The organism is Micromonospora sp. NBRC 101691 (assembly GCF_030269285.1).
Classification (GTDB): Bacteria; Actinomycetota; Actinomycetes; order Mycobacteriales; family Micromonosporaceae; genus Micromonospora; species Micromonospora echinospora.
Genome location: NZ_BSTB01000012.1, coordinates 15,016 through 38,874 on the forward strand (window position 1 = coordinate 15,016; position 23,859 = coordinate 38,874).

The following is a 23,859-nucleotide window of genomic DNA, read 5'->3' on the forward strand; positions in this document are numbered from 1 at the left end:
GTTACGGTGGGCGTATGGACCCTTCGGCGGTCTGGCGGGACCGGTTGCACCGGTGGCGGATCGAGGCGTATCAGGTTCCTGATCTGCGGTTCGCGATCGTCGCGACGAACGGGCCGACGGAGTCGGCGCCGGTGTGGCTGTTCGGGATGCCGGCGTTGGCGCGCTGGTTGATGACCCATTCGATCGAGTTGGGTGATCTGGAGCGGGACTGACCGGTGGGGACGCCCGGACGGGTGACCCGCTCTGATATTTCCTTTTCGTGGTTTTCGTGTGGTTACTGTCGGTGGGGTGAAGGACCGAGGACTACGGACGTTCGTGACCGTGTTGACCGGCCTGGTGGTGCTCTACTTCGGCAGCGCGGGACGGGATCCGGGCGAGGACGGGCGGGTGTCCAACGGGGTGATCGCGCTGGCGTTGGTGGCCGCCCTGCTGGTGTGGAATTTGACCAAGCCGGGTGGTTCCGCGGCGAAGTAGGCCGGGCCGTGCCGGAGGGCGACGATCGCGACCCCCCTGGCACGGCGCTTTTCCCGCCACCACTCCGTCGGACCGGACGGCTGTCACCGGCGGCCGGTGGCGGCCCGGGTCACCTCGGCGGGGGACTCCTCACCCAGGGCCACCCGCACCAGCGCGGAGGTGAGCCGACCGACGTCGGCCGGGCCGACCAGCGCCGCCAGGTCCTGCGCGGAGCCGGGCAGGCCCAGCCGGTCCGCGCCCGCCAGGGCCCGCCGGTCGGCGAAGGGCCGTACGTCGGTCCACACCGTCTGCACCTCACGCAGGAAGATGTCCGCGCCGGTGGGGCCGATCCCCGGGAACGCGGTGAGCAGCCGCCGTAACGCGCCGGGGTTCCCGTCGGCGGCGGCGTGCAGCCGCCGCAGGTCCCCCCGCCAGCGGTCCAGGCACAGCCGCGCCCCGGTGCCGAGCATCGTCGCGGTCCGTTCGTCGTAGCGGCGGTAGTGGCCGCGTCCCAACGCGTCGACCCGTTCCTGCCAGGTGGCGGCCTCCATCCGCTGCGGGGTCCGCCAGCCGGCGGTGAACAGTTCCCGGGCGGCGGCGACGGCCACCTGCGCCCGGATCCGGGTGGAGAGCAGGGTGGCCAGCACCAGCAGCTGGTAGAGGGCGGCGGGTCGGTCGGCCAGCCGGATTCCGGCCTGTTCGGCGTAGGTGCGGGGTTGGCGGCGCAGCAGGGCCCGCGCCACCGCGCGTTCGTCGCTCACCGGCGGGGTGTACCCGGGGTACGGCGGATCAGCCCCGCCCGACGGGGCTGATCCGGGGACCGGGCACGGGTCCCCGCCGCAGGTGTCCGACCCGACCCGCCCCGGGCTGACCGCCGGCCGGGACGGGTCGGGACGCCGCATGGGCCCGCCGGGCCCGGGTAACCGGTGCGGGCGGCGTCGTGCCGCGCACCACGCGACCGGAAGGAGACCCCTGTGTCGAACCCACAGCAGCCGGAGTTGCGGCGCAACGCCCGCAACGACGCGGTGCAGGACGCCAAGGGACCTGGTGTGAGCGGGCATCCGCGTGGTGGTTCCCGCACCGGCGACCGGGGCCGGCCGGTGCCGCGTGGGCAGACCTCACCGTACGGGCCGGCCGGTGAGCAGGTCGCCGACGACGACAGCGACGGCCGGGGCTAACACCGGCGGGGCGGCCGCAGCCGGTACCAGGTGGCGGCGGCCGCCACCCCGTACGCCAGGTGCGGCACGACGTCGGCGACCCAGTCGGCGCGGCTCCACCGGCGCGGGTCGGTCACCCGCAGGGCGGTCATCGTCCCGTCGGACATCGCCATCACGCTCGCGCCGAGCAGTCCCACGGCCACCGGCGGGGCCAGTGGACGACGGTGGGCCGCCACGGCGAAGAGCGCGCCGACGCCGACGCCGAGGCCGTAGCCGAGCAGCGGTCCCAGCCCGGCGCGCCGGTTGGCGGCCGGTTGGCCGCCGCCCAGGTCGACGTGGGCGGCCCCGGCCAGCCGACCGGCGGTCTCGTCCGGGGTGCTGCTGGCCGGGCGGCCCCGCAGCACCATGTCCAGGTAGCTGACCATGTTGAGGGCGGCGCTGCCGACCGCTCCGGCGATCATTCCGTCGGCCGCCACCCGCCTCACCGTGGATCACCCGGTTCCCGTTCGGCTTTCGGGCCGAAGGTCCGCTCGCCGCGTACCACGCCCCGCTGTCCCCGATCCTCCTGGAGGATCCGGTTGGCGGTGTCGTTGGCCTCGTCGTCGGCGGCCCGCCCGGAGTCCTCGACGAGTTTGCGGAGTCGGGCCCGTTCCTTGTCGTACGCGTTGCTGCCCGGTCGTGGTCCCGGCATGCCCCCGCCTCCCTGTGCGTCGTCCTGGCCGTTGGCGTACGCCGTGTACCCGCCGCGCCCCCGGCCATGCCGTCCGGGTGGGCGGGCGACGTCAGTGCGGGGCGCGGACCACGACCACCGGGCAGTCGCTGTGGTGCAGCACCGACTGGCTCACCGACCCGAGCAGCAGACCGGTCAGCTCACCCCGGCCCCGTGCCCCCACCACCAGCAGTTGCGCCTGCCGGGATGCCTCCGTCAACGCCGGGCCGGTCCGGGCGTGGACCACCTGCGGGGTCACCGGCACCTGCGGGTGGCGGTCGGCCAGTCCGGCCAGGGAGTCGGCGAGCACCCGCTCCTCCTCGCCCCGCAGGGCTCCCTCGTCGTGCACCAGGGGTTGCATGTCGCCTGGCCGGGCGGCGACCGGATGCCGGTAGGCGTGCACGGCCAGCAGGCCGGTGCCCCGCCATGCCGCCTGCTCGGCGGCGACCTGCACGGCGAGCCGGGACAGGTCGGAGCCGTCCACGCCGACGGCCACCGGGCCGGTCGTCCGGTCGGCGCCCCGCACTACCAGGACGGGGCAGTCGGCGTACGCGGCGACCTGGATCGCCACGGATCCGACCAGCAGCGACGTGAACCCGCCCAGGCCCCGGTCGCCGACGACGACCATGGTGGCGGTGAGGGACTCACCGAGCAGCACCGCGGCGGCGGCGCCGTCGATGATCTCCCCGGTGGTGGGCAGGTCCGCCACGGTCGCCCGGGCCTCGTCGACGGCCTCGCTGACGATCCGGTGGGCCTGCTGCCGTAGTCCGCTGCCGGGTGGTCCGCCCGCCGGCGGGCCGCCGCTGACCCGCAGCAGCGGCCAGATGAACGCGTGCACCACGCGCAGCGGCTGGCGTCGCCGGTCGGCCTCGACGGCGGCCAGGCGTGCCGCGCGCAGTCCCTGCGGCGACCCGTCCACCCCGACCACCACCGCCGCGCCGTCCGCCGAGTTCACCGCCGTGTCCCCTTCCCGCGCGCCGTACGGCCCCGGCACGCCGTCGGGCGCGGCGGGGTCGACCACCTCGGTCAGTATCGCGGCCGGGCCCGGTGCGCCGTGGCGATACCGGTCAGGACGCCGGTCGGTACGCTGTCGGCCACCACTGTGGAGGGGGACGAGACGATGGCCGAGCCGACCGCACCGAGCACCGCCCGGATGATCGACTTCTGGCTCGGTGGGAGCGACCACTTCCCGGTCGACGTGGCCGCCGCGCACGCCTTCGAGCAGGCGTACGGGCCGTGCGCGCCGGTGTTCCGGTCCCTGCGGGCGTTCCTCGGCCGGGCGGTGCGGCACATCGCCGACGCCGGCGTGGACTCCTTCCTGGTGTTCGGGGCGGGCGTGCCGACCTGCGGCAACGTCCACGAGATCGTGCCGGAGGCGACGGTCCTCTACACCGACGTGGATCCGGTCGCCGTCGAGATCGGCCAGCGTATGCTCGCCGGCCACGACCGGGTGGGCTACGGCTTCGCCGACGCCACCGACACCGGCAGCATCGACCCGGCGTTGCGGCAGCGGTACCTGCCCGGCTGGGGTGACCGGCCGGTGGGGGTGGTGTTCCTCGGGCTGGCCGCGTTCCTCGACGACGACACCCTGGCCCGCACCCTCGACGACCTGTACGAGGCGGTGGCGCCGGGCAGCCGGCTCGCCGTCGACTTCGACACCGAGGAACTCGCCGACCACCCGGAGGCCCTGGCGATGATGGGTCCGGCGTTCCGGATGCGGCCGCCGGAGTCGTTCGCCGGGCTGCTGGGGCGGTGGCAGCCGACCGCCGACGGGATCGTGCCGGTGGCCCGGTGGCGGCCGGACGGCGACCCCGTGGCGGTGCCCGACGCGTTCTACGGGGCGGTGGCGGTCAAGCCTGCCGGGTGACCGCGGGCGAAGGGCCTGGGACGTCCTCCGTATGCTTGCTTGCCGTACGGCAACAGTTTCTCGGAGGAACCCATGCCGCAGACGCCCACACCGGTGTCGCGCGCGTTACGACAGGCCCCACCCGACCGGCTGGTGGAGGTCGCCGACCGGCTCGTCCGGTCGGCGACCGGCGCCCTGCGGACGGACGTCTTCATCGCCGACTACCGGATCACCGGCCTGTGGCCGGTGCTCGATCCGACGCTGTCCGGCGTCGGCCCGCTGCACGGCAAGGGCGGTGCTCCTCGCTGCTTCCGCAGCCAGCAGCCGGTCATCGACGACGCCGGGGAGGGACGCTGCCAGCTGTGGCTGCCGCTGACCGTGTGGGGGGAGCGGCTCGGGGTGCTGCTGGTGGAGCTGGCCGCGCCTCCCGGCCCGGACCTGCTCGCCTGGACCGGTGAGGTCGCCGGGGAACTGGCGGTGGCGTTGCGCGCCGCCGACCGGGAGACCGACCGGTACCGTCGGGTGCGGCGGCGGGAGCGGCTGACCCTGGCTGCCGAGATGCAGTGGGACCTGCTGCCCGGACGCAGCCTCGACCATCCCGCGTTCCTGCTGGCCGGGCAGCTCGAACCGGCGTACTCCGTCGGCGGGGACCACTTCGACTGGGCGTTGGACACCGACCGGCTGACCGTGACGGTGCTCAACGGCACGGGCAGTGGCCTGCCCGCCGCCCTGCTGACCTCGGTGACCGTCAACGCGATGCGGAACGCCCGCCGCTCCGGCGGGAGCCTCGTCGAGCAGGCCGAACTGGCGTCCGACACGATCTTCTACCAGCACCGGGGCAGCCGGCACGTGGCCACCCTGCTGCTGGAGGTGGACGTGCCCACCGGGCGGGTACGGGCCGTCGACGCCGGTTCGCCGCACCTGCTGCGGGCCCGCGCCGGAGTGGTGCAGCGGATCCCGCTGGAGCAGCAGCTGCCCCTGGGCATGTTCCCCGATACCCGCTACGACGTGCAGGAGTTCGACCTGGAGCCGGGGGACCGGCTGTTCGCGGTCAGCGACGGGGTCTACGCGGCGGACCCGGACGGCGCGGAGCCGTACGGGCGTCGGGCGATGACGCGCGCGATGCGGTCGACACGGCTGCAACCGGCGGCCGAGGCGGTTGGTACGGTGATGCGCGAACTGCACGCCTACCACGCTGACGCCGATCTGCGCGATGATGCGGTGGTCGTGTGCCTCGACTGGCGGGGAGATTCGCGCCGGGACGGGCGGGAGCAGTAGCCGAACGTGTGGGGGCGACCCGCACGGGACAATCGCAGGGGACATCGGGTGGAGCGACCTCCGAATCTGGCCGCGGCGGTCGAGGCTGCGGCCGGGGCTCTCGTCGGTGTGCTGGAGTCGGCCGCCTCCCGGCACAGCGTGTCGGTGCCGCCGACCCAGCTCCGGGTGCTGTCGATCATCACGGAGCGGCCGGGCACCAACGTCAACCGGTTGGCCGAGCTGCTGGACGTCGTGCCGTCGTCGGCGAGTCGGCTCTGTGACCGGCTGGAGGCGACCGGGCTGGTGCGTCGGGTGGCCGACCCCCGGGACCGCCGTGAGGTCCACCTGGTGCCGACCCCGGCGGCGGAGGACCTGCTGCGGGAGATCAAGGAACGGCGGCACCGGGCGGTGCAGGCGGTCCTGGACCGGATGCCGGGCCGGGCACAGCACGAGCTGCTGCTGGCCCTGCTGGCGTTCGGGCAGGCGGCGGCGCTCGGCGAGCCTGTTCCCGCGCAACGCGACCCGGCGGCCCGGACGGCCTGAGCGGGCCCGCCCCACCCGGTCATCCTAGGACGGGTTAGAGGAGGTGCCCCCGGACACCCACCCCTCAGGTGGACCGCACCGCACACCCGGCTCCAACGACCGGCACCACGGGCGGGAGACGGGGGCCGGATATAGTGGCACCGCGAATCAGCGGCCCATGATCACCACGGGCCCGGGTTCACGTCAGCGCCCCCGAGACGGGGCAGAGGGTGCCGGCGACCGCCGGCCCGGCAGCGGGCACGTCCCTCCGCAGCGTCCCGACCACCGGCCGGGCGTCGGACCGTGTCGCGGAGGGAGGTTCGGTGTCGCGTCGGCAGGATCGGGCGGGGCAGGACCAGGCCTCCGGGGACACCGTCGACCGGTCGACGGACGTCGGCTCGCGGGTGTGGACCCTGCCGAACCTGATCAGCTTCATCCGGCTGCTCGGGGTGCCGCTCTTCCTCTACCTGTTCCTCGCCGTCGAAGCCGACGTCGCCGCGATCGTGGTGCTGGCCATCGGCGGCACCACCGACTGGGTCGACGGATGGGTGGCCCGCCGGTTGCGTCAGGTGAGCCGGCTGGGTGAGCTGCTGGACCCGTTCGCCGACCGGCTCTACATCCTCGCCACCCTGCTCGCGTTCACCGCGCGGGAGGTGGTGCCGTGGCAGTTCACCGCCGCGCTGCTCGGTCGGGAGCTGCTGCTGCTCGGCGCCCTCGCGGTGCTGCGCCGCCACGGCTACGGCCCACCGCCGGTGCACTACGTCGGGAAGACGGCCACGTTCGTGCTGCTGGCCGCCTTCCCGATCCTGCTGCTGGCCGCGACCACCCCGGGCGCGGCGACGGCCGCCACGGCGATCGGTTGGGGACTGGCCTGGTGGGGGCTGGTGCTCTACTGGGTGGCCGGGGTGTTCTACGTGGTGCAGGCCGGTCAGCTGGTGCGGCGCAGTCGCGGAGCCGACGCATGACCGACACCCCACGCGACGGGGGCGAGCGCCACCCTCGCGACAGCGCCGGCCGTGGTGACCGGGTCTTCGCGCCGGACTTCCTCACCGAGCTGTTCCGCAACCCCCTCGACCACGGTTACGCCGACGCGGCGGCCCGACGGCGGGTGGACCCGCCGTCGCCGGCCCGGGTCCGCTCGGGGCGGGCGGTCAGCGCGGTGGTGCTGGTGGCGTTGGGGTTCCTGTTCGCGGTGGCCTACCGGCAGACCGTGGCGGAGGAACCCGACCGCAGTCAGGCCCGCTCGGGGCTGGTGAGCCAGATCCGGGAGCGGCAGGAGGAGACCGACCGGTTGACGCTGCGCGCCGAGCAGCTGCGCGAGGAGGTCACCCGGCAGCGGGACGCGGCGTTGACCCGCAGCGCCGCCGCCCGGCTGCGGGACCTGGAGGCGACGACCGGGCTGGGCCGGGTCCGGGGGGACGGCGTGGTGGTGCAGCTCGCCGACGCCCCCGGCAACCAGGACGCGGTCACCGGCGCCGGTGGTCCCGGCCCGGGCCGGGTGCTGTACCGGGACCTGCAACTGGTGGCGAACGCGTTGTGGGCGGCGGGCGCGGAGGCGATCGCGGTCAACGACCAGCGGCTGACCTCGACGTCGACGATCCGTTCGGCCGGTGAGGCGATCCTGGTGGACTTCCGGCCGGTGACGGGTCCGTACCGGGTGTCGGCCATCGGGCCGGACGACATGCGCCGCCGGTTCGAGGCGAGCACCGCCGCGGCGCTGCTGCGGCGGGTCGCCGACGAGACCGGGTTGTCGTTCGGGTCGCGGGAGGCCGAGGACCTGACGTTGCCGGAGGCGGCCACCGACTCGCAGTTGCGCTTCGCCAGCCCGCCGGAGTCGCCGTCGCCGTCCCCGTCGTCGCCGGCGGCGGGTTCTTCCAGTGTTCCCCGGCCGTCCGGGTCGGGAACGTCGTCTCCCAGCCCCTCCGGAGGTGGCCGATGATCGCGGTGTTGGCGTTGATCGCCGGGGTGGTGCTCGGGGTGTATCTGGACCCCACCGTTCCCGCCGGCCTGCAGCCGTATCTGCCGATCGCGGTGGTCGCGGCGTTGGACGCGGTCTTCGGCGGGGTGCGCGCGAAGCTGGACCGGATCTTCGACGACAAGCAGTTCGTCGTGTCGTTCATCTCCAACGTGCTGGTCGCCGGGTTGATCGTGTACCTGGGTGACCAGTTGGGTGTGGGCGGTCAGCTCTCCACCGGGGTGGTGGTCGTGCTGGGCGTGCGGATCTTCGGAAACGTGGCGGCGATCCGCCGGCACCTGTTCCGGGCGTAGGTTGGTGGGCGATGAGCGACGAGCAGAGCGACACCGGCACCGGGTGGCCCGAGCCGACCGGGCCGTCCCGGCCCACCGGTCCGGCGGCGGAGCCGGATCCGCGTCCCGACGCCCCCGACCCGGACGAGACCGCGCCGCTGCGGGGCGAACCGCGCCGTGCGGAGTCCGGCCCCGACGACGGCCGCCCGGACGGTGAGGCGACCGTAGACCTGACCCGGCCGGCCGCCGCCGGTGACGACGGGCCGCCGGACGACGCGCCGCCGGCCGCGCCGGCGAAGAAGCGGATGAGTTCCGCGTCGGTGATGATCGCGGTGCTGTTGGCGCTGCTGGGTTTCACCCTGGTGGTGCAGTTGAAGACCACGTCGACCGATCCGACCCTGTCGGCGGCCCGCCAGGAGGACCTGGTGCGGATCCTCTCCGACCTGGACGCCCGGGAGAACCGGCTGCGGCAGGACATCGCCGAGCTGGAGGAGAGCCAGCGGCAGCTGGCCTCGGGCGCGCAGGGGCGGGAGGCGGCGCTGGAGGAGGCCGCGCGGCGCGCCGACGAGCTGGGGATCCTGGCGGGGACGTTGCCGGCGACCGGGCCGGGGCTGACGGTCCGGATCAGCGGTGGCGGCAAGTCGATCCCGGCGAGTCGGATCCTCGACGCGGTGCAGGAGCTGCGGGGCGCGGGCGCGGAGGCGATGCAGATCTCCGGTGGGGTCGGATCGCCGGTCCGGATCATCGCGTCGACGTATTTCCTCGACGGTGAGGGCGGTGGCCTGGTCGTCGACGGCCGGCGGATGACCGGGCCGTATTCGATCACGGTGATCGGTGATCCGGCGACGATGCGAACCGCCTTGAACATTCCCGGCGGGGTGGCCGCATCGATCAGGGGTGACGGCGGTAACGTGAGCTTTGAGGATCGTGAGGTTGCCGAGGTTTCGGCGCTGCACGAACCGATCACGTTGGAACACGCCCGTCCGGTCTCCTGACCGGTGGGTGGCGCCGGGTTAACCCCGGCGCGCCGATTGGTCAGCACGAGGACGAAGGACGCGTCTGGTGATTCCTGAGGACCTGCGATACACCGCCGAGCACGAGTGGGTGGCGGGTGACGGCAGCGGCCCGGTGCGGGTCGGCATCACCCACTATGCCCAGGACGCGTTGGGTGACATCGTGTACGTCCAGTTGCCGGACGAGGGTGCGGTGGTGGCGGCCGGTGATCCGCTGGGCGAGATCGAGTCGACGAAGAGCGTGTCGGAGATCTACGCGCCGGTGAGCGGGACGGTGACGGCGCGCAACGAGGCGCTTGGCGACACCCCCGAGGTGATCAACACCGACCCGTACGGTGCGGGTTGGTTGTTGGAGATCCGGCCGGACGATCCGGGTGCGGTGGCGGGTCTGCTGGCCCCGGCCGCGTACCAGGATCTCATCGGGGGCTGAGTCCTCTGATCCGGATCGTGCGGTGTTCCCGCGCGTCCGGTTGCCCTGCATTTCGGCGCTGGCTAGGCTCGCCCAGTCGACCGAGAAACCAAATAGTTGAGCGTCGTGGAGAATTGCCTTCCCGGGCCCGGGGAGCCAGCCGCCGGGTGTTCCTGAGCCCGGCGGCCAACACCGGTCTCCACCCGACGCCGACCGAACAGATCCGTGAGGTGGTCCCATGACGCGCCCAGACGACGAGTTCCCCCCACTCGACGTCACGTCGACGCTCAATCTCGGTTCGCTCGACGAAGTTCTCGAGGGTCCGGACACCGACGTGGTGCCGAGCCGGATGTCCGGTTCACTGCCGCCGGGTATGGCGTTGCTGGTGGTCCGTCGCGGTCCGAACGCCGGCGCCCGGTTCCTGCTGGACCACGACGTGACGACCAGTGGCCGGCACCCGGACAGTGACATCTTCCTCGACGACGTGACGGTGTCCCGGCGGCACGCCGAGTTCCACCGCGACAGCGGCACGTTCACCGTGCGGGACGTGGGAAGCCTGAACGGCACGTACGTCAACCGGGAGCGGGTGGAGGCGGCGACGCTGAGCAACGGTGACGAGGTGCAGATCGGTAAGTTCCGGGTCGTGTTCATCGCCGGTCCGCGCCCGGAGGAGGAGGCCGGCCGGGGGTGAACGAGCCTGCGGCCTCCATGCCGCCCGGGGCGGCCCGGTCCCAACCGCTGATGAGCATCGGCGAGGTACTGGCCCAGTTGCGGGTGGAGTTTCCCGACACCACGATTTCGAAGCTGCGGTTCCTCGAGGCCGAGGGCCTGGTGGAGCCGCAGCGCACACCGGCGGGTTACCGGAAGTACAGCTGGGACGACGTGGCCCGGCTGCGGTTCGTGCTGACGGCGCAGCGGGATCAGTACCTGCCTCTGCGGGTGATCCGTGAGCAGTTGGCCGAGTGGGACTCCTCGCCGGATGGCGCGGGCCGGCCGCGACCGACGTTGGTCGCGGTGGGCCCGGACGGTGAGGTGCCCCATCGCGCGCCGGCGGAGCCGGAGCAGGTCGAGTCCGCGTCGGTGCGGTTGAGCCGCACCGACCTGGTGGCCCGCAGCGGGATCGAGGAATCCACCCTGGGCGAGCTGGAACGGCTCGGTGTGGTGGTGTCGAGTCCGCCCGGCTGGTACGACGGGGATGCTCTGATCATCGCGCGGGCGGTGGCGGGGCTGGCGGCGTACGGGCTGGAGCCCCGGCATCTGCGGGCCTTCCGGACGGCGGCGGACCGGGAGGCGGGGCTGTTCGCGCAGTTGCTGTTGCCGTTGGCGCGGCAGAGCGATCCGGCGGCGCGGGCCCGGGCGGCGGAGACCGCCCGGGAGTTGGTGGCGTTGTCGCAGCAGTTGCACGCGGCGTTGGTCCGGGTGGGGCTGCGGTCGACGTTGGGTCGCTGAGGGACGGCGGCAGAGATCTGCTCCAGGGAGCGTGCCGTAGGCTTCCTGGGGTAATCCCTTCCCGGTGCGGGTGCGGCGGGCGTGGTGCGCGCGGGACGCTCGTCTCGGGGTCCGTGTACCGTGCAGGGAAGGGTGCGGTGCGGCGTAGGTGACAACGACACGGAGGCGGCGGTGCGCGAGCTGAGCGTGGTCGGAGTTCGGGTGGAGCTGCCCACCAATCAGCCGATCGTCCTGCTCAGAGAGGTCGAGGGCGACCGCTACCTGCCGATCTGGATCGGCGCGGTCGAGGCGACGGCGATCGCCTACGAGCAGCAGGGCGTGAAGACGGCCCGGCCGTTGACGCACGACCTGCTGCGCGACGTGCTGGCGGCGTTGAAGGCGCCGTTGCGGGCGGTGGAGATCACCGAACTGAAGGAGAACGTCTTCTACGCCGATCTGCTGATCGGTGACGGGGTGCGGGTGTCGGCGCGGCCGAGCGACTCGATCGCGTTGGCGTTGCGGGTCGGCGCGCCGATTCGTTGTGCCGATCAGGTCCTCAGCGAGGCGGGGATCGTGATTCCCGACGAGCAGGAGGACGAGGTGGAGAAGTTCCGGGAGTTCCTGGAGCAGGTCCGTCCGGAGGACTTCGCCGGCTGAGCCGGACGGAACCGGGGGTGTTCCCGCCGGATGTCTGTGGAGTTGCCCGTCGTCACGTTCTGTGATATTCGGGTGATCGTTCGGCGTGTCGCGACGTGCGTGCCCGGTAACGTCTGAGCCCCGCTATATGGTTGCCGTGTCGAGGGGTGCACGTCCCGGAAACGACGTGTCACCGCACGGGCGGGGAGGTTGTCGGGATGCACGGGCCGCGAGATTCAGATCCGGGTACGGCGTCGCAGGGCCTCGGTGAGGTGTCGCCGCCGCTGGCGACGGAGGGTGACGACTCGGTGGGTTACCGGGGCGTGACCGCGTGCGCGGCGGTGGGCATCAGCTACCGGCAGTTGGACTACTGGGCCCGCACGATGCTGGTGGTGCCGAGCGTGCGGGACGCGTCGGGTTCGGGGACGCAGCGGCTCTACTCCTTCCGCGACCTGGTGGTGTTGAAGGTCGTGAAGCGGTTGCTGGACGCCGGGGTGTCCCTGCAGAACATTCGGAAGGCGATCGAGGCGTTGCGGTCGCGTGGGGTCGGTGACCTGGCGGGCATCACGTTGATCTCCGACGGGACGACGGTGTACGAGTGCCGTTCCCCGGAGGAGGTGGTCGACCTGTTGCAGGGCGGCCAGGGCGTGTTCGGCATCGCGATCGGTGGCGCCTTCAAGGAGATCCAGGGTTCGTTGTCGCACCTGCCGGCGGAGCCGGCGGTGCCCGGGCCGGCGGAGCCGACGGAACCGGCGGCGGGTGACGAACTGGCGGCGCGGCGGGCCCGGCGTCGAGCGGGTTGACGGGTCCGCAGGGCCCGGACCTCCCGGGACGGGAGAAGAGGGAACCCGACAGGGCGGGCGCGGGTCGTCCGGGCGGACACGCTATGGTCCGTCACACGGTCAGCCGGTGGGGTCCGAACGGGTCATACCAGCTGGCCGCCTGTTGGCCCGCGTTGTCCTTCGCGCGGATCCCCTCCCTTCTGGAAGGATTGACCGTGACGGTTACCGAGCAGTCCGTTCCCTCACACTACGACCGCATCGGCGGCGCGGCGGCCGTCAAGGCCGCCGTCGAGGTGTTCTACGACCGGGTCCTCGCCGACCCGGAGCTGGCCGGCTACTTCGCCGACATCGACATGGTGGGGCAGCGCCGGCACCTGGCGTTGATGCTGACCGTCGTCCTGGGTGGCCCGAACGAGTACGCCGGGCGGGGACTGGCCGAGGCGCACCAGCCGCTGGGCATCCCCCAGGCGCACTACGAGCTGGTCGGCGCGCACCTGCTGGCCACGCTGACGCAGTTGGGTGTGCCGGAGGACGTGCAGGACCACGTGCGGGCGGTGCTGGCTCAGGTGCAGGACCAGGTGGTGGCCAGCGGATCCCGTCCGGGCGTCTGAGCGTGGACGTCGCACGGCTCAAGCAGAGCTGGAACCTGGTCGCCGCGCACGGCGACCAGGTTCCGCTCTACTTCTACTCTGCACTGTTCCTGTCCCATCCCGAGACCCGGCAGATGTTCCCCACGAACATGGCCGGTCAGCGGGACCGGCTGGTGACCGCGCTGGGCCACATCGTGTCCAACGTGGACCAGGTGGACCGGTTGACCGGGTTCCTGCGGGAGCTCGGCGCGGACCACCGGAAGTTCGCGGTCCGTCCGGAGCACTATCCGGCGGTGGGTGAGGCGTTGCTGACCACCCTGCGGCACTTCCTCGGTGACCAGTGGACCGAGGAGCTGGCCCGGGACTGGGCGGGCGCGTACCAGCTGGTGTCCCAGGTGATGATCGAGGCGGCGCAGGAGGCGGAGCAGGTCAATCCGCCGTGGTGGGTGGCGGAGATCGTCGGGCACGAACGGCGCGCCTTCGACGTGGCGGTGCTGACGTTGCGTCCGCAGTATCTTCTGCCGTTCACGCCGGGCCAGTCGATCGGGGTGTCCCATCCGGCGGTGCGGGCCTGGCGGTACTACTCCCCGGCGAACGCGCCCCGCCCGGACGGCACCATCGAGTTGCACGTGCGGGCCGCCCCGGGCGGGGCGGTGAGTTCCCGACTGGTGTACGGGTGCGCGGTCGGGGACCAGATCCACCTGGCGGCGCCGGTGGGGGACCGGTTGACGCTCTGGGCGGCGGGTGGAGCTGACCTGCTGCTGCTGGCTTCCGGCACCGGCTGGGCGCCGGTCAAGGCCCTGGTGGAGCAGGTGGCGGCGGAGGGCTCCTCGCGGCGGGTGGACCTGTACCTGGGCGCACGGTCGCGGATGGAGTTCTACGACACCGACACCGTCGACAAGCTCACGGCGGCGTACCCGTGGTTGACGGTGACGCCGGTGGTGGGCGTGGACCCGCGCCGGCCGGGAGAGCTGGTCTACCCGGTGGACCGGGCGATGGCCGACGGTGACTGGCGGTCCCGGCACGTGTACGTGTGTGGTTCGGACGAGATGGTGGGCCGTACGGTGCAGACGCTGTCGCGGGCCGGCTACCACGCCGGTCAGGTGCACCACGAGGGACTGGGCCGGTACTGGTACGGCCCGGCATGGCGCACGGCGGTGGAGTCGTCGCCCCAGGACGATTCCGGAGGTGCCCGGTGAACGCGACCCCGATCGGCAGCTACGAGGGTGTGCCGGTGCCCGCGAGCGGACAGCAGGTGCGGTTGACCGCGGACCGGGTTCGGCGGTGGGAGTTCGGGACGGCGTCGTTCACCCGCCGCGGCTACGACCACCAGGACGTGGACCGGTTCCGGGTGCAGGTCGCCGACGAGTTGGACCTGTTGAGCGCGCAGCTCGCGCACCTGCGCGCGGAGAACGAGCGACTCAACGACCGGGTGGAGCTGCACCGGCACGGGGTGATCCCGAGCGCCGGGCCGTCGGCGCCGGCGGCCAAGGAGGTGAACCTGCTCTCGGCGGCGCAGCGCGAGGCGGAGCAGATCATCGCCCAGGCGCACGACTACGCCCGGCGGGTCGCCGAGTACGCGCGGATGCAGTACGAGAGCTACGTGCAGGCCGCCGCGGAGGAGGCCCGGCAGGAGGCGGAGCGGGCGGTGCAGGACTACCGCCGTACGGCCGGGCCGGAGTTCGACGACTCGGTGGCCACCCGGGAGGCCCTGCGGATCTACGGCGAGATGATGATCTCGCACATGCAGGCGGCGGCCCGGCAGCTCGACGACGGCAGCAGCCAGTTGGCCCGGACGATGGACCGGCTGGTGGGCGCGGCCGGGGCCGGGCCGGGGGTGACCGCCCCGGGAGGCGCGGCCGCGTTGCCGCGGCAGCAGCCGCCTCCGCCGCACCGGTGAGGCGCGGGGGCCGACCCGGACGCGGGTCGGCCCCGGCCGGTGCTCGGGTCGCCGCAGGCGGGCCGGCTGAGGCAGCATGGACGGGTGACGCAGCAGGTCGACGCGGTGGCGGAGCTGGTGGCCGCCGGTGGTGTGGTGGTGCTCAGCGGCGCGGGGCTGTCCACCGAGTCGGGGATCCCCGACTACCGGGGCCCCAGCGGGGTGGCGCGCCGGCACACCCCGATGACGTACCAGACGTTCACCGGCGACGCCGTCGCGCGGCGGCGCTACTGGGCGCGTAGCCACCTGGGGTGGCGGCTGATCGCCCGGGCCGCCCCGAACGACGGGCACCGGGCGGTGGCCCGGTTGCAGCAGGCGGGCCTGGTGGACGCGGTGATCACCCAGAACGTCGACGGCCTGCACACCGCGGCGGGCAGCGCCCGGGTGGTGGAGCTGCACGGCCGCCTCGACGAGGTGGTCTGCCTGGACTGCGGGAACCTCACCTCGCGGGAGGAACTGGACCGGCGGCTCCGCGAGGCGAACCCGGGCTTCGACGTGACGGTCACGGCGGTCAACCCGGACGGTGACGTGGACCTTCCCGACGCGGCAGAGTCCGCGTTCCGGGTGGTGGACTGCGCGTTCTGCCGTACCGGGATGCTCAAACCGGACGTGGTGTTCTTCGGCGAGACGGTGCCGGCGGCCCGGGTGGCCCGCTGCTTCGACCTGGTGGAACGGGCCCGGCTGCTGCTGGTGCTCGGGTCGTCGTTGACGGTGATGTCGGGCCGCCGGTTCGTGTTGCGGGCGGCGAAACGGGACGTTCCGGTGGTGATCGTCAACCAGGGGCCCACCCGGGGCGACGGGTACGCGGCGCTGACGGTCGACGCGCCGCTGGGCCGGTTCCTGCCCGCCCTGACCGGCCGGCTGGTCGCCGCGCCGCTGGACGTGGTGTCCTGATCCGTCGCGCGATGTCCGGTCCTCGCCTGGTGTCCTGATCACCGCGTGGGGTACGCCACCGCCGGGGAACGCCGACGCTGGTAGCGTGGACCATGCCGGTACCACCCACGGGGGAGAGACCGCACGGGCGACGTCCCGCGGCGGCGCCGAAGGGGCAACCCCTCCCCGGAACCTCTCAGGCAAAAGGACCTCGTGGGCAGGCACTGTGGAGCGCTGTGCGGGCGCGACAGAGGGGGAGGCCGATCCGTCGACCTGGCCCCCGGGGAGCACAGCCCATGACCGTAGAGCAGTTCGCCGCCCGTCACATCGGCCCCGACCCGGCCAGTGAGCGCCGGATGTTGGAGACGGTGGGGTACGGCTCCGTCGAGGAGTTGATGGACGCGGCGATCCCCGAGGTGATCCGCTGGCACGGCACCCTGGACCTGCCGGCCCCGGCCAGCGAGCGGGAGGCCATCGCCGAGCTGCGGGCCCTCGCCGCGCGGAACACCGTCGCGGTGTCGATGATCGGGCTGGGCTACCACGGCACGCACACCCCGGCGGTGATCCGCCGTAACGTGCTGGAGAACCCGGCCTGGTACACCGCCTACACCCCGTACCAGCCGGAGATCAGTCAGGGCCGGCTGGAGGCGCTGCTGAACTTCCAGACCATGGTGACCGACCTGACCGGCCTGGCCACCGCGAACGCCTCGATGCTCGACGAGGGCACCGCCGCGGCGGAGGCGATGACCCTCGCCCGCCGTGCCACGAAGACGAAGAGCAACGTGTACGTGGTCGACGCGGACACCCTGCCGCAGACCGTCGCGGTGATCGCCGGCCGGGCCGAGCCGCTCGGCATCGAGGTGCGCGTGGTCGACGTCGACGCCGAGGAGCTGCCGGCGGAGTTCTTCGGCCTGCACCTGCAGTACCCGGGGGCGTCCGGGACGGTACGCGACCACGCCCGGCTGGTGGCGGCGGCGCACGCCGCCGGTGCCCTCGTCACGGTCGCGGCGGACCTGCTGGCGTTGACGGTGCTGCGCGCGCCGGGGCAGATCGGCGCGGACATCGCCGCGGGCACCACCCAGCGGTTCGGGGTGCCGATGGGCTTCGGTGGCCCGCACGCCGGCTACCTGGCGGTCCGCTCCGGGCTGGAGCGGATGCTGCCGGGCCGCCTGGTCGGGGTGTCGAAGGACGCCGCCGGGAACCGGGCGTACCGGCTGGCGTTGCAGACCCGCGAGCAGCACATCCGCCGGGAGAAGGCGACCAGCAACATCTGCACCGCGCAGGTGCTGCTGGCGGTGATGGCCGGCATGTACGCCGTCTACCACGGTCCGGACGGGTTGCGGGAGATCGCGACGCGGACCCACGGCATGGCGGCGCGGCTGGCGGCCGGGTTGCGCGCCGGTGGGGTGGACGTCGCGGACGTGCCGTTCTTCGACACGGTGTGCGCGCGCGTGCCGGGCCGGGCGGTGGAGGTGGTCGACGCGGCCGCCGCGCGGGGCGTGAACCTGCGTCTGGTCGACGCCGACCGGGTGGGGATCGCCTGCGACGAGACGACCACCGTCGCGCACCTGGAGTCGGTGTGGGCGGCGTTCGGGGTGGCGCCGTTCACCGGTGCGGTGGACGCGGCGCTGCCGGCCGCGTTGGCGCGTACCGGCGACATCCTCACCCACCCGGTGTTCCACCGCCACCACTCGGAGACGGCGATGCTGCGCTACCTGCGCCGGCTGGCGGACTTCGACTACGCCCTGGACCGGGGCATGATCCCGCTGGGGTCGTGCACGATGAAGCTGAACGCGACCACCGAGATGGAGCCGGTGAGCTGGCCGGAGTTCGCCCACCTGCACCCGTTCGCGCCGCAGTCGCAGACCGCCGGGTACCGCGACCTGGTCGCCCAGCTGGAGGGGTGGCTGGCGGAGGTGACCGGCTACGACGCGGTCAGCGTGCAGCCCAACGCCGGCTCGCAGGGGGAACTGGCGGGGCTGCTGGCGATCCGCTCCTACCACCGCAGCCGGGGCGAGGGGCACCGGGACGTGTGTCTGATCCCGTCGTCGGCGCACGGCACGAACGCGGCGAGCGCGGTGATGGCCGGGATGCGCGTGGTGGTGGTCGGCTGCGACGCCGACGGCAACGTCGACCTGGTCGACCTCGACGCGAAGATCGACAAGCACCGGGACGCCCTCGCGGCGATCATGGTGACGTACCCGTCGACGCACGGGGTGTACGAGACGGGCATCGCGCAGCTCTGCGCGAAGGTCCACGACGCCGGCGGTCAGGTGTACGTCGACGGGGCGAACCTCAACGCCCTGGTCGGCTACGCCAAGCCGGGCCGGTTCGGGGCGGACGTGTCGCACCTGAACCTGCACAAGACGTTCTGCATTCCGCACGGCGGCGGCGGCCCGGGCGTCGGGCCGGTGGCGGTGCGGGCGCACCTGGCGCCGTTCCTGCCCGGTGACCCGGTCGGTGGGCACGACGCCGACCGGCCGGCGGTGTCGGCGGCCCGGTACGGGTCGGCGGGCATCCTGCCGATCCCGTGGGCCTACCTGCGGATGATGGGCGCCGAGGGGCTGACCCGGGCGACCGGGGTGGCGGTCCTGGCCGCGAACTACGTGGCGGTGCGGCTGCGCGGCCACTACCCGGTGCTGTACGCCGGCAACAAGGGCCTGGTGGCGCACGAGTGCATCCTGGACCTGCGGCCGTTGACGAAGACGACCGGGGTGAGCGTGGACGACGTGGCCAAGCGGCTCATCGACTACGGCTTCCACGCGCCGACGATGTCGTTCCCGGTGGCCGGGACGCTGATGGTGGAGCCCACCGAGAGCGAGGACCTGGCCGAGCTGGACCGGTTCTGCGACGCGATGATCGCCATCCGGGCGGAGATCGACCGGGTCGGGTCGGGGGAGTGGCCGGCGGGGGACAACCCGCTGTCGAACGCCCCGCACACCGCGGCGATGGTGTCGGCCGACGAGTGGCCGCACCCGTACCCGCGGTCGGTGGGCGCGTACCCGGCCGGGGTGGACCGGTTGGGCCGGTACTGGCCGCCGGTGCGGCGCATCGACGGCGCGTACGGCGACCGGAACCTGGTGTGCTCGTGTCCCGCGCCGGAGGCGTTCGCCGAGTGAGGCCACGCCCGGGGCGGTGGTGATGCCGCCGCCCCGGGCGGTGTGGCGCGTGTTCCGGGGACTAGCCTGGACCAGCGCGGACGCCGCCGGGCGGCGGACGCGGGGGTGTCGCCGTCAGGCGGCGAGCGCGTGGCGGGCGGGTCCGCGGTGCGGGGCGATCGTCCGGCCGTCGGGGAGCAGTTCGCCGGTGTCCTCGAAGACGATCACCCCGTTGCAGAGCAGGCTCCAGCCCTGCTCGGGGAAACAGGCGAGGATCCGGGCGGCTTCCCGGTCGGTCGCCTCAGCGGAGGGGCAGGTGGGTTGGTGCTGGCACATCGGGTTCTCCGCACTGTGGGGGCACTGTGTCATGGTTCACATGACCAGTGACGCACAGTACCAAGCGAAGGCGCGCGACATCGAGCAGCTATACGCAGAGTTGCCCGGAAATCCGCTGAACGGATGATCCCCCATGGACCGGACGGCGTGGAAACGCTCCCACGGCGGGTGGGCAACCCACCCGCCGCCCCACCCACCTGCCGCCACGCCCTCGTCGAACACGCCCGCCTCGAATGGCGCCCCACCGACGGCGGCGACCCCGCCACCATCGTCGAGGACTTCCTCACCGCCCACGGCCTACCCGGCACCGACCTGACCCGCCCCACCCGCCACGACCCCACCGGCATCTGCGGCGCCTCCCTCTACGTCTCCGCCACCGCCGGAGCCCTCATGACCGGCGCCCCACCCGGCCCACCCACCCCCGCACCCGCCCTGCCCGACATCGCCGTCGTCATCCACACCCACACCCACCGCCCAACCCCACCACCACCACCGCCACCCCGACCCTGGTGGCTCGGCCCCTGGCAACCCAGCTGGACCCCCGACCAACACGCCACCGCCGTCGACACCGTCCGCGCCGCCATCGCCCGCGGCGACGTCTACCAGGTCAACCTCGTCGGCCACGCCGCCGCCGACTACACCGGCGACCCCCTACCCGCCCTGGCCCGCCTCGGCGCCCTCCCCGGCGCCCGCTACGGCGGCACCCTCCACGGCGACGGCTGGGCCATCGGCTGCGCCTCCCCGGAAACCCTCGTCGAAGTCACCGCCGGCCGCGTCCTCACCCGCCCCATCAAAGGCACCCGCCCCGCCACCCCCCAGGGCCACCGCGACCTGCTCGCCTCCACCAAGGAACGCGCCGAACACATCATGATCGTCGACCTGGAACGCAACGACCTCGCCCGCGTCGCCCGCACCGGCAGCGTCCGCGTCGACGACCTCTTCGCCATCCGCCGCTGGTGCGACCTGTGGCAAGCCGAATCCACCGTCTCCGCCACCATCGCCGACGGCCTCGGCCTCGCCGACCTGCTCCGCGCCGTCTGCCCCGGCGGATCCGTCACCGGCGCCCCGAAACTCGCCGCCCTCACCCAGATCACCGCCACCGAACCCGTCGGCCGAGGCGCCAGCATGGGCGCACTCGGCTGGATCGGCCCCGACCACATCGACCTCGGCCTGACCATCCGCACCGCCGCCGCCGACCCCCACCGACTACACCTGTGGGCCGGGGGCGGAATCACCTGGGACAGCGACCCCCACGCCGAAGTCGCCGAAGCCGCCGCCAAAGCCGCCCCACTGCGCGCCGCCCTCGCCAACCCCTGACCCCCGGGCCCCACCCACTCAGGTCGACGCGAAACCGTCCAACGCGGCCGTCACCGTCTCCGCCATCCCCGGGCCCGACCCCCCGTGCCCCGCCGCGTCCACCAACACCAACCGCGCCTCCGGCCACACCTGCGCCAACCGCCACGGACCGTCCGCCGGGGTACTCACATCCAACCGGCCGTGCACCAACACCCCCGGAACACCCGCCAACCGGCCCGCGTCCCGCACTACCTCGTCCTCGGCGAGAAAACAACCATGCCGCCAGTAGTGCGTCACCAACCGCGCGAACACCATCCGGAACACCGGATCGGCGTACCGGGGATCCGGCCGGTGACCCGGCACCGTGCCCACATGCGTGTCCTCCCACGCACACCAGTCCCGCGCCGCCCGCTCCCGCACCACCGGATCCGGATCCGCCAACAACCGCGCGTACGCGTCCGCCAGACAACCCGCCCGATCCGCCACCGGCACCCCGTCCCGGAACCGCGCCCACTCCGCCGGAAACACCCGCCCCATGTCCCGACAGATCCAGTCGACGTCCCGACGCGTCCCCAACGTCACACTGAACACCACCACCTCCGACACCCGCTCCGGATGCCGCTGCGCGTACACCAACCCCAACACGCTGCCCCACGACGCCCCGAACACCAGCCACCGCGACACCCCCAGGTGCACCCGCAGCCGCTCCATGTCCGCCACCAGGTGATCCGTCGTGTTCGTCGACAGATCCACCGACACGTCACCCGCACTCGGCGTGCTCCGCCCACACCCCCGCTGATCGAGGAACACGATCCGGTACCGCTCCGGATCCAGGTACCGCGCCCACCCCGGCGTACACCCCGAACCCGGCCCCCCGTGCACCACCACCACCGGCTTCCCGCCCGGGTTCCCACCGACCTGCCAGAACACCCGATGCCCGTCACCGACATCGAGCATCCCCTCCGCATGAGCCCGCATCGGGGGATACACCATGAGCCGCCCTCCAACCGTCCGGCCGCGATCCGAACCGGCCATGCTGATCCATCCGGCCGCCACCCGCGACCGAATCACCCCACCCCCAACCGCCCGGACAGCACACCCCCCGCACCCGGACGCTAACCTTCCGCCATGAGCATGCGCCCCATCCGCATCATCGGCGACCCCGTCCTGCGAACCCCCTGCGAACCCGTCACCAGCTTCGACGCCGAGCTACGCGCCCTGGTCACCGACCTGATGGACACCCTCCTCGGCGCGCCCGGCCGCGCCGGCGTCGCCGCCCCCCAGATCGGCGTCAGCGCCCAGGTGTTCGTCTACGACGCCGACGGCCACCGCGGACACCTGATCAACCCCACCCTCGACCTGTCCACCGAACTCCAGGACGACGACGAAGGCTGCCTCTCCATCCCCGGCCTGTACTTCCCGACCCCCCGCGCCCTCCACGCCACCGCCCACGGCTTCGACCAACACGGCCAGCCACTCACCATCACCGGCAGCGGCTTCCTCGCCCGCGCCCTCCAACACGAAACCGACCACCTCGCCGGCACCCTCTACGTCGACACCCTCCGCGGCGACACCCGCCGCCGGGCACTACGCGAGATCCGCGCCGGCCGCTACGACTCCCCCCGCCGCCGCTGACCCCCACGCGGTCAACGTGAACTCCCCGTACCCGGCCACCGGCGTGAACCCCAACCGTTCGTAGAGCCGCAACGCGGACACGTTGTCCGCCCGTACGTTCAGCGCCACGTGGTCGGCACCACCCCGCAGGCGCACACACAACCCGGCCACCACCGCCGACGCGAGACCCCGACCCCGGAACCCCGGCCGGGTGGCGACGTTCCCCACCGCCGCCACCCGGTACACCGGCGACCACACGTGCACACCCGCCACCGCCACCAGCTCACCGGCCACCCGCGCCCCCACGTACTGGCCCGTCTCCAGCATCCGCGGATCGAACCAGTTGTCCGGATACGCCTCCGCGTACAGCTCCAGCAGGTCCGGCAGATCCGCCCCGGTCAGCACCGCACCGGCCACCGGCGTCCGGGCCAGCCGCCCGACGTCGGTCAACGCGAGCCGGCGATGCGCCACCGCGCCATCCACCCGGTACCGGCCCGCCAGGGCGTCCACCAGACCGGGGGAGAGGTGCGCGTACACCCGCTCCGGCAGCGACGGCGCCACCTCCGCCAGCAGCGCGCCCAGCGCCGCCACCCGCTCCGGCCGGCCGAACGCCAGCAGCGTCGGCGGACTCGTCGCCCCGTACAGCAGCACCACCTGGTCACCACGACGAATCCACGTCGTGTACGGCCAGAAGAAATCGTCCAGATCACCCAACTCGTAGACGTGCAACAACGGATCCCGCCCCAGCAGACCCGCCAACACCGCCCGGTCGCGCTCCACCCACATCCGCCGATGCTCACACACCACCGACGTCGACCGCCGCCCCCACCTGCCACTCCTCACCGAATGATGGTGGAGAGGCCACCCCCTCCACTGGATCGACCCACTACTCGGTGGTACCACGTAGCGGTACTCAGTGATACCGTATAGCGGTACTCGGCGGCACGAAGTACCGGGAGGAAGTGGAGCAGAGGTGGACGACCTGACGGAGATGCTGAAAGGCACACTCGAGGGCTGCGTGCTCGAAATCATCGGCACCGAGGAAACCTACGGGTACGCCATCACCCGCCGACTCAACGAACTCGGCTTCGCCGACGTCATCGAAGGGACGGTGTACACCATCCTGCTACGACTGGAGCGGAACAGACTCGTCGAGGTGACGAAACGCCCCTCCGAGATGGGCCCGCCGCGCAAGTTCTACACCCTCAACAACGCCGGACGCGAGGAACTCGCAAGGTTCTGGGCGAAATGGCAGTACGTCTCATCACGCATCGACAAGCTCAAGGAGAGCGGGAGATGAGCTTCTGGGAAACCGTCACAGGCAGCGATCTCACCAGAGACTGGAAGGCGTTCGAAACCCGGGCATCAGCACTGCCGGCCGACCACCAAGCGGCGTGGGAGCAGATCAAGAGCAACCTCCACCCCTACGCGGGCTTCACGGGCCGCAACCTGACACCGATCGCCGACAGCGCCCTGGAACTGCTCGAACAAGCCGCAGCCGACGGGCAGAGCGTCCACGAGGTACTCGGCGACGACATCCCCGGCTTCTGCACCGCACTGGCCGGTGGAGAAGGCGCCCGAACCTATCGCGACCGGTGGCGCGAACAGCTGAACAGGAACGTCGCACGAAAACTGGGCCGGCTGGGAGACTGAC

At 72.7% G+C, this 23,859-nt stretch carries 31 protein-coding genes and 1 riboswitch; of the genes, 24 read left to right on the plus strand and 7 right to left on the minus strand.

The window, feature by feature from the left end; translation table 11 throughout:
- Positions 1 to 14 precede the first annotated feature (14 nt).
- Both QSK20_RS18875 and QSK20_RS18880 read left to right on the plus strand, forming a co-directional pair.
- A complete protein-coding gene (locus QSK20_RS18875) occupies positions 15 to 212 on the plus strand; it encodes a hypothetical protein (RefSeq protein ID WP_285789913.1) in 198 nt (65 codons plus the stop codon).
- Positions 213 to 288: 76 nt separating this feature from the next.
- Complete coding sequence (locus QSK20_RS18880; RefSeq protein ID WP_377661995.1) at positions 289 to 474, plus strand: hypothetical protein; 186 nt, start codon at positions 289 to 291, stop codon at positions 472 to 474.
- 83 nt (positions 475 to 557) lie between these two features.
- Here the strand turns inward: QSK20_RS18880 and QSK20_RS18885 are convergent, their stop codons facing one another.
- The gene (locus tag QSK20_RS18885; protein WP_285789914.1) at positions 558 to 1,214 is read right to left on the minus strand and encodes a hypothetical protein; all 657 of its coding nucleotides are present in this window, start codon (positions 1,212 to 1,214) and stop codon (positions 558 to 560) included.
- Positions 1,215 to 1,427: 213 nt separating this feature from the next.
- Here QSK20_RS18885 and QSK20_RS18890 point away from each other — a divergent pair, with 213 nt between their 5' ends.
- Positions 1,428 to 1,631 carry a hypothetical protein gene (locus QSK20_RS18890; RefSeq protein ID WP_285789915.1) on the plus strand — a complete coding sequence of 68 codons (204 nt, stop codon included), beginning with the start codon at positions 1,428 to 1,430 and terminating at the stop codon, positions 1,629 to 1,631.
- On the opposite strand, the gene QSK20_RS18895 is transcribed toward QSK20_RS18890, so the two are convergent.
- From QSK20_RS18895 to QSK20_RS18905, 3 genes are all read right to left on the minus strand, one after another.
- Positions 1,628 to 2,071, minus strand: a complete 444-nt coding sequence (locus QSK20_RS18895; RefSeq protein WP_502888943.1) for a hypothetical protein — start codon at positions 2,069 to 2,071, stop codon at positions 1,628 to 1,630. The genes QSK20_RS18890 and QSK20_RS18895 overlap by 4 nt on opposite strands.
- 20 nt (positions 2,072 to 2,091) lie before the next feature.
- Positions 2,092 to 2,301: a phosphatidylethanolamine-binding protein gene (locus QSK20_RS18900; RefSeq protein ID WP_088983902.1), complete on the minus strand. Its 210-nt coding sequence runs from the start codon at positions 2,299 to 2,301 to the stop codon at positions 2,092 to 2,094.
- A gap of 91 nt (positions 2,302 to 2,392) precedes the next feature.
- Entirely contained in the window at positions 2,393 to 3,274 is an 882-nt protein-coding gene (locus QSK20_RS18905; RefSeq protein ID WP_285790075.1) for a universal stress protein, read from the minus strand.
- 165 nt (positions 3,275 to 3,439) lie between these two features.
- On the opposite strand from QSK20_RS18905, the gene QSK20_RS18910 reads away from it, so the two are divergent.
- The 17 genes from QSK20_RS18910 (at position 3,440) to gcvP (ending at position 18,980) form a co-directional block, all read left to right on the plus strand.
- A complete protein-coding gene (locus QSK20_RS18910; RefSeq protein ID WP_285789917.1) occupies positions 3,440 to 4,186 on the plus strand; it encodes an SAM-dependent methyltransferase in 747 nt (248 codons plus the stop codon).
- 72 nt (positions 4,187 to 4,258) lie between these two features.
- Entirely contained in the window at positions 4,259 to 5,443 is a 1,185-nt protein-coding gene (locus QSK20_RS18915; protein WP_285789918.1) for a PP2C family protein-serine/threonine phosphatase, read from the plus strand.
- Between the two features lie 48 nt (positions 5,444 to 5,491).
- Entirely contained in the window at positions 5,492 to 5,965 is a 474-nt protein-coding gene (locus QSK20_RS18920) for a MarR family transcriptional regulator (RefSeq protein WP_285789919.1), read from the plus strand.
- Positions 5,966 to 6,267: 302 nt separating this feature from the next.
- Complete coding sequence (gene clsA / locus QSK20_RS18925; RefSeq protein ID WP_285789920.1) at positions 6,268 to 6,909, plus strand: cardiolipin synthase ClsA; 642 nt, start codon at positions 6,268 to 6,270, stop codon at positions 6,907 to 6,909.
- Positions 6,906 to 7,883 (plus strand): DUF881 domain-containing protein, encoded by a 978-nt coding sequence (locus tag QSK20_RS18930; RefSeq protein ID WP_285789921.1) that lies wholly within the window; start codon positions 6,906 to 6,908, stop codon positions 7,881 to 7,883. Before clsA ends, QSK20_RS18930 begins: the two co-directional genes overlap by 4 nt.
- Entirely contained in the window at positions 7,880 to 8,212 is a 333-nt protein-coding gene (locus QSK20_RS18935) for a small basic family protein (RefSeq protein WP_088983906.1), read from the plus strand. Before QSK20_RS18930 ends, QSK20_RS18935 begins: the two co-directional genes overlap by 4 nt.
- An 11-nt stretch (positions 8,213 to 8,223) precedes the next feature.
- Positions 8,224 to 9,186, plus strand: a complete 963-nt coding sequence (locus QSK20_RS18940; protein WP_285789922.1) for a DUF881 domain-containing protein — start codon at positions 8,224 to 8,226, stop codon at positions 9,184 to 9,186.
- Positions 9,187 to 9,253: 67 nt separating this feature from the next.
- Entirely contained in the window at positions 9,254 to 9,634 is a 381-nt protein-coding gene (gene gcvH / locus QSK20_RS18945) for a glycine cleavage system protein GcvH (protein WP_088983908.1), read from the plus strand.
- 217 nt (positions 9,635 to 9,851) lie between these two features.
- The gene (gene odhI, locus QSK20_RS18950; RefSeq protein ID WP_088983909.1) at positions 9,852 to 10,304 is read left to right on the plus strand and encodes an oxoglutarate dehydrogenase inhibitor Odhl; all 453 of its coding nucleotides are present in this window, start codon (positions 9,852 to 9,854) and stop codon (positions 10,302 to 10,304) included.
- 50 nt (positions 10,305 to 10,354) lie between these two features.
- On the plus strand, positions 10,355 to 11,062 hold the full coding sequence (ftsR, locus tag QSK20_RS18955) for a transcriptional regulator FtsR (RefSeq protein ID WP_285790076.1): 708 nt from the start codon (positions 10,355 to 10,357) through the stop codon (positions 11,060 to 11,062).
- Between the two features lie 171 nt (positions 11,063 to 11,233).
- Positions 11,234 to 11,698 carry a bifunctional nuclease family protein gene (locus tag QSK20_RS18960; RefSeq protein WP_285789923.1) on the plus strand — a complete coding sequence of 155 codons (465 nt, stop codon included), beginning with the start codon at positions 11,234 to 11,236 and terminating at the stop codon, positions 11,696 to 11,698.
- 197 nt (positions 11,699 to 11,895) lie between these two features.
- Positions 11,896 to 12,480: a MerR family transcriptional regulator gene (locus QSK20_RS18965; protein WP_172900331.1), complete on the plus strand. Its 585-nt coding sequence runs from the start codon at positions 11,896 to 11,898 to the stop codon at positions 12,478 to 12,480.
- Positions 12,481 to 12,674: 194 nt separating this feature from the next.
- Positions 12,675 to 13,070: a group I truncated hemoglobin gene (locus tag QSK20_RS18970; RefSeq protein ID WP_285789924.1), complete on the plus strand. Its 396-nt coding sequence runs from the start codon at positions 12,675 to 12,677 to the stop codon at positions 13,068 to 13,070.
- Between the two features lie 2 nt (positions 13,071 to 13,072).
- On the plus strand, positions 13,073 to 14,248 hold the full coding sequence (locus tag QSK20_RS18975; RefSeq protein WP_285789925.1) for a globin domain-containing protein: 1,176 nt from the start codon (positions 13,073 to 13,075) through the stop codon (positions 14,246 to 14,248).
- Positions 14,245 to 14,949, plus strand: coding sequence for a DivIVA domain-containing protein (locus QSK20_RS18980; RefSeq protein WP_285789926.1), 705 nt, complete (start codon positions 14,245 to 14,247; stop codon positions 14,947 to 14,949). The genes QSK20_RS18975 and QSK20_RS18980 overlap by 4 nt, the downstream gene beginning before the upstream one ends.
- An 84-nt stretch (positions 14,950 to 15,033) precedes the next feature.
- On the plus strand, positions 15,034 to 15,882 hold the full coding sequence (locus QSK20_RS18985; RefSeq protein ID WP_285789927.1) for an NAD-dependent protein deacetylase: 849 nt from the start codon (positions 15,034 to 15,036) through the stop codon (positions 15,880 to 15,882).
- 100 nt (positions 15,883 to 15,982) lie between these two features.
- Positions 15,983 to 16,083, plus strand: a riboswitch (glycine riboswitch).
- 74 nt (positions 16,084 to 16,157) lie between these two features.
- On the plus strand, positions 16,158 to 18,980 hold the full coding sequence (gene gcvP, locus QSK20_RS18990) for an aminomethyl-transferring glycine dehydrogenase (RefSeq protein ID WP_285789928.1): 2,823 nt from the start codon (positions 16,158 to 16,160) through the stop codon (positions 18,978 to 18,980).
- A gap of 114 nt (positions 18,981 to 19,094) precedes the next feature.
- Here the strand turns inward: gcvP and QSK20_RS18995 are convergent, their stop codons facing one another.
- Complete coding sequence (locus tag QSK20_RS18995; RefSeq protein ID WP_088983917.1) at positions 19,095 to 19,295, minus strand: DUF5999 family protein; 201 nt, start codon at positions 19,293 to 19,295, stop codon at positions 19,095 to 19,097.
- Between the two features lie 123 nt (positions 19,296 to 19,418).
- On the opposite strand from QSK20_RS18995, the gene QSK20_RS19000 reads away from it, so the two are divergent.
- Positions 19,419 to 20,612 carry a chorismate-binding protein gene (locus tag QSK20_RS19000; RefSeq protein WP_285789929.1) on the plus strand — a complete coding sequence of 398 codons (1,194 nt, stop codon included), beginning with the start codon at positions 19,419 to 19,421 and terminating at the stop codon, positions 20,610 to 20,612.
- An 18-nt stretch (positions 20,613 to 20,630) separates the two neighbouring features.
- On the opposite strand, the gene pip is transcribed toward QSK20_RS19000, so the two are convergent.
- Complete coding sequence (gene pip, locus QSK20_RS19005) at positions 20,631 to 21,584, minus strand: prolyl aminopeptidase (RefSeq protein ID WP_285789930.1); 954 nt, start codon at positions 21,582 to 21,584, stop codon at positions 20,631 to 20,633.
- A 135-nt stretch (positions 21,585 to 21,719) separates the two neighbouring features.
- Between pip and def the strand changes: the two genes are divergently transcribed.
- On the plus strand, positions 21,720 to 22,226 hold the full coding sequence (gene def, locus QSK20_RS19010; RefSeq protein ID WP_285789931.1) for a peptide deformylase: 507 nt from the start codon (positions 21,720 to 21,722) through the stop codon (positions 22,224 to 22,226).
- Here the strand turns inward: def and QSK20_RS19015 are convergent.
- On the minus strand, positions 22,179 to 22,991 hold the full coding sequence (locus QSK20_RS19015; RefSeq protein WP_285789932.1) for a GNAT family N-acetyltransferase: 813 nt from the start codon (positions 22,989 to 22,991) through the stop codon (positions 22,179 to 22,181). The genes def and QSK20_RS19015 overlap by 48 nt on opposite strands.
- Before the next feature lie 187 nt (positions 22,992 to 23,178).
- On the opposite strand from QSK20_RS19015, the gene QSK20_RS19020 reads away from it, so the two are divergent.
- Both QSK20_RS19020 and QSK20_RS19025 read left to right on the plus strand, forming a co-directional pair.
- Positions 23,179 to 23,505: a PadR family transcriptional regulator gene (locus QSK20_RS19020; protein ID WP_285789933.1), complete on the plus strand. Its 327-nt coding sequence runs from the start codon at positions 23,179 to 23,181 to the stop codon at positions 23,503 to 23,505.
- Complete coding sequence (locus QSK20_RS19025) at positions 23,502 to 23,858, plus strand: DUF1048 domain-containing protein (RefSeq protein WP_285789934.1); 357 nt, start codon at positions 23,502 to 23,504, stop codon at positions 23,856 to 23,858. Before QSK20_RS19020 ends, QSK20_RS19025 begins: the two co-directional genes overlap by 4 nt.
- Position 23,859 lies beyond the last annotated feature (1 nt).

Bases quoted from the DNA above. Each gene is read 5' to 3' on its own strand.
- QSK20_RS18910 (WP_285789917.1), top strand. From the start codon at position 3,440: ATGGCCGAGCCGACCGCACCGAGCACCGCCCGGATGATCGACTTCTGG.
- QSK20_RS18935 (WP_088983906.1), top strand. From the start codon at position 7,880: ATGATCGCGGTGTTGGCGTTGATCGCCGGGGTGGTGCTCGGGGTGTAT.
- odhI (WP_088983909.1), top strand. From the start codon at position 9,852: ATGACGCGCCCAGACGACGAGTTCCCCCCACTCGACGTCACGTCGACG.
- QSK20_RS18875 (WP_285789913.1), top strand. From the start codon at position 15: ATGGACCCTTCGGCGGTCTGGCGGGACCGGTTGCACCGGTGGCGGATC.
- QSK20_RS19000 (WP_285789929.1), top strand. From the start codon at position 19,419: ATGATCCCCCATGGACCGGACGGCGTGGAAACGCTCCCACGGCGGGTG.
- def (WP_285789931.1), top strand. From the start codon at position 21,720: ATGAGCATGCGCCCCATCCGCATCATCGGCGACCCCGTCCTGCGAACC.
- QSK20_RS18940 (WP_285789922.1), top strand. From the start codon at position 8,224: ATGAGCGACGAGCAGAGCGACACCGGCACCGGGTGGCCCGAGCCGACC.
- ftsR (WP_285790076.1), top strand. From the start codon at position 10,355: ATGAGCATCGGCGAGGTACTGGCCCAGTTGCGGGTGGAGTTTCCCGAC.
- QSK20_RS19025 (WP_285789934.1), top strand. From the start codon at position 23,502: ATGAGCTTCTGGGAAACCGTCACAGGCAGCGATCTCACCAGAGACTGG.
- QSK20_RS18995 (WP_088983917.1), bottom strand. From the start codon at position 19,295: ATGTGCCAGCACCAACCCACCTGCCCCTCCGCTGAGGCGACCGACCGG.
- QSK20_RS18915 (WP_285789918.1), top strand. From the start codon at position 4,259: ATGCCGCAGACGCCCACACCGGTGTCGCGCGCGTTACGACAGGCCCCA.
- QSK20_RS18900 (WP_088983902.1), bottom strand. From the start codon at position 2,301: ATGCCGGGACCACGACCGGGCAGCAACGCGTACGACAAGGAACGGGCC.
- QSK20_RS19015 (WP_285789932.1), bottom strand. From the start codon at position 22,991: ATGTGGGTGGAGCGCGACCGGGCGGTGTTGGCGGGTCTGCTGGGGCGG.
- QSK20_RS18930 (WP_285789921.1), top strand. From the start codon at position 6,906: ATGACCGACACCCCACGCGACGGGGGCGAGCGCCACCCTCGCGACAGC.
- QSK20_RS18895 (WP_502888943.1), bottom strand. From the start codon at position 2,071: ATGATCGCCGGAGCGGTCGGCAGCGCCGCCCTCAACATGGTCAGCTAC.
- gcvP (WP_285789928.1), top strand. From the start codon at position 16,158: ATGACCGTAGAGCAGTTCGCCGCCCGTCACATCGGCCCCGACCCGGCC.
- QSK20_RS18965 (WP_172900331.1), top strand. From the start codon at position 11,896: ATGCACGGGCCGCGAGATTCAGATCCGGGTACGGCGTCGCAGGGCCTC.
- pip (WP_285789930.1), bottom strand. From the start codon at position 21,584: ATGGTGTATCCCCCGATGCGGGCTCATGCGGAGGGGATGCTCGATGTC.